This is a genomic window from Halorubrum sp. AJ67 (assembly GCF_000513435.1).
The window spans coordinates 101,806-104,829 of record NZ_CBVY010000008.1; the positions used below are offsets into that span (position 1 = coordinate 101,806).

Annotated in this window: 3 protein-coding genes and 1 pseudogene; 3 read left to right on the plus strand and 1 reads right to left on the minus strand. The window is 68.4% G+C overall.

Going from position 1 to position 3,024, the window contains the following annotated elements; translation table 11 throughout:
• The coding region (locus BN903_RS08705) for an SAM hydroxide adenosyltransferase (RefSeq protein WP_048077371.1) at positions 1-407 on the plus strand (407 nt) is incomplete at its 5' end.
• Between the two features lie 37 nt (positions 408-444).
• Here the strand turns inward: BN903_RS08705 and BN903_RS08710 are convergent.
• A complete protein-coding gene (locus BN903_RS08710; RefSeq protein ID WP_048077372.1) occupies positions 445-918 on the minus strand; it encodes a DUF5793 family protein in 474 nt (157 codons plus the stop codon).
• Positions 919-1,116: 198 nt separating this feature from the next.
• Between BN903_RS08710 and BN903_RS08715 the strand changes: the two genes are divergently transcribed.
• The gene (locus BN903_RS08715) at positions 1,117-2,811 is read left to right on the plus strand and encodes a type II/IV secretion system ATPase subunit (RefSeq protein ID WP_048077373.1); all 1,695 of its coding nucleotides are present in this window, start codon (positions 1,117-1,119) and stop codon (positions 2,809-2,811) included.
• Positions 2,808-3,024 (plus strand): annotated as a pseudogene (locus BN903_RS17415) (secretion system protein); the annotation flags it as partial. The gene BN903_RS08715 and the pseudogene BN903_RS17415, both read left to right, overlap by 4 nt.

A 3,024-nucleotide genomic window follows, 5' to 3' on the forward strand; every position in this document is an offset into this window, starting at 1 on the left:
ACCTCGCCCCCGCGAGCGACCCCGTCGACGTCCGCTTCCCGGAGCCGACGGTCGAGCGCGCCGGGGGCGACGATGGGGAGGGTGGCGATGGTGAGGTCGACGACGGGGCGGACGACGCCGGGGAGGTCGTCGCCGTCGACGGCGAAGTGCTCGCGATCGACCGGTTCGGGAACGTGATCACCAACGTTCCGGGAGCGCTGATCCGCGGCCGCGACTGGATCCGCGTCGACGGCGACCTCACGCCGGTCGCGGAGACGTTCGGTGCCGTCGACCCCGGCGAGCGACTCGTCACCGTCGGGAGCCACGGCTACGTGGAGTGCGATGTCAACGACGGGCGCGGCGACGGCGTGTTCGACCTCCGGCCGGGCGACTCGGTCCGGTTCGTCCCGGACAGCGTCAGCCTGTGAGTCGAAGAGTTCGCGCGAACCGCTCCGGCCGTCGACCTCAGAGTTCGACGCCCGAGGGGATCAGGCTCTCGCTGCGGAGGAGGTTCCCCTCGTGGTCGTACACGAGGAACGTGTCCTTGTCGTAGGCGACGAGCCGCTCGCCCTCGACGTCGATCTCGACGCGGTACTGCGCGTCGCCGTCCTCCGTGGCGTCGCGGGCGGCGTGGATGAAGGGGAGTACGTCGGTCGCCGTCTCGTTGAGTTCGAGGACGAAGTCGCCGGTGTACCGGTTGGTGACGCCGACCACGCCCTCCGGCTCGTCCGCCTCGTCCAGCGGCTCTCGGAGCCGGAAGGCGACGTCGATCTCGTCAGCCGTGAGCAGGTCGTCGTCGCCGCCGCTCTCGCCCCCGGAGAGCCGATCGCGGAGCAGTTCCTCCGGTCCGTGGAAGTCGATCCGCACCAGCGGAGGCGACCGGGAGTCGACGCCGTCGCCGACGCCGTCGACGGTCAAATCGAAGCAGTCACGCCGCATTTCCTATGGTTCGCTTTGCGGCCCGGCCGTATCAACGTAACGGGCGGATCGACGAGACGAGCGGATCGACGACGGCGGGGATCGGCGGTGCGAGATCGACGAGACGAGCGGATCGACGGTGATGGCTCCGCCCCGATGTCGGTTGTGATAATCGTCGGGAGTAGTTTAATTTCCCCCCGCCGCAACATCCCCACGTCTATGGCGAGCGACGTCGGCGGGAGCGACCTCGGCGACCGGATCGAGGCCTTCCAGCGGCGACTCTCTCGGGCGTGGGAGCTGCTTCAGGGGTCCACGCTCGACGTCCGCCCGTTCCGCCCCGGACAGGACGGGCCGCTCGCCTCATTCACCGTTCCCGAGGACGAACGCGAGATCGACCGCTACTGGGTGAACGCGCCGTACGCGTACGTCGTGATCACCTACGACGACGTCGAGAGCGAACACCGCTACTACGCCGTCGAACCGGAGCTGGACGCGTTCGAGCGCGACCTCCTCGACCGCGTCGTCGACGACATCCGCGACCCGCTCCTGTACCGCGAGGGGACCGGGAAGACCGACGAGGAGACGCTCAGATCGGAGCTGGAGACGCTGTTGGAGGGGTACGGCGTCGAGGCCGGAATGGACACGTTCCACGCGCTCGCGTACTACCTCTACCGCGACTTCCGCGGCTACGGGAAGGTCGATCCGCTCCTCAACGACCGGCACATCGAGGACGTCTCGTGTGACGGCTACGACCTCCCGATCTTCGTCTACCACGACGAGTACACCGACATCGAGACGAACGTCTCCTACGGGCCGGAGGAACTCGACAGCTACGTGATCCGGCTCGCCCAGCAGTCCGGTCGGCACGTCTCCGTCGGCGATCCCATCGTGGGGACGACGCTGCCGGACGGCTCGCGTGCCGAGCTCTCCCTCGGCGAGGAGGTGACGCCGCGCGGCTCGGCGTTCACGATCCGTCAGTACGCCGAGGACCCGTTCACACCGGTCGATCTCGTCGAGTACGGGACCTTCTCCGTCGAGCAGATGGCGTACTTCTGGCTCTGTATCGAGCACAACAAGAGTCTCATCTTCGCCGGCGGTACCGCCTCCGGGAAGACCACGTCGATGAACGCGGTCTCGATGTTCATTCCGCCGCGCGCGAAGGTTCTCTCGATCGAGGACACCCGCGAGCTCTCCTTATACCACGACAACTGGCTCTCCTCGATTACCCGCGAGCGCCGCTACGAGGGGGCTGATATCGACATGTACGACCTGCTGCGCTCTGCGCTGCGCCACCGCCCCGAGTACATCATCGTCGGCGAGGTCCGCGGGGAAGAGGCTATCACCCTGTTTCAGGCGATGAACACGGGACACACGACGTTCTCGACGATGCACGCCGACTCGATCGAGACGGTGATCAACCGGCTGGAGAACGAGCCGATCAACGTGCCGCGCGCGATGGTCCAGTCGCTCGATCTCCTCTCGGTCCAGACGATGACTCGCTCCGGCGAGCAGCGCGTCCGCCGCGCGAAGGCGATCGGCGAGATCGGCGGCATCGACCAGCGGACCGGCGAGCTCGACTACTCGTCGGCGTTCGAGTGGGACCCCGACTCTGACACGTTCCAGCGGAACGACTCGTCGCTGTTGGATGAGATCGCCGACGAGCGCGGCTGGTCCCGCTCGGAGTTGCTCCGCGAGGTCCGCCGCCGCGAGCGCTTCCTCGAACTGCTTTCCGCGCTCGGCATCGACGACTACCGCACGTTCACCGCCCTCGTCAACGAGTACTACGCCGACGCCGACCGCGTGATGGACAAACTCGACGAGCGGGCCGCCGCGGCCGACGGCGTCGACGCCGACGCCCTCACGGACGAGGAAAACGCTGCCACCGCGGGGGACCCGGCGGCCACGGACCGATGATCGAGTACGTCCCCCTCGTCGCGGCGGTCGCGGCCTGCCTCGCGCTCGCGCTCCCGCTCGTCGACGACCGGGCCGACCTGTTCGTCACCCGCGTCGCGCTGACGGCCTTCGGCGACTACGTCGGGGAGAACGAGACGCGGCGGCGGGCCCAGCGCGACCGGATGCGCGCGGCCCGCGTCGCCGGGACGACGCACCGGGTGTACGCCTCGCGCA

Excerpts from the sequence above, each read along its gene's own strand:
- BN903_RS08710 (WP_048077372.1), bottom strand. The coding sequence starts at position 918 with ATGCGGCGTGACTGCTTCGATTTGACCGTCGACGGCGTCGGCGACGGC.
- BN903_RS08715 (WP_048077373.1), top strand. The coding sequence starts at position 1,117 with ATGGCGAGCGACGTCGGCGGGAGCGACCTCGGCGACCGGATCGAGGCC.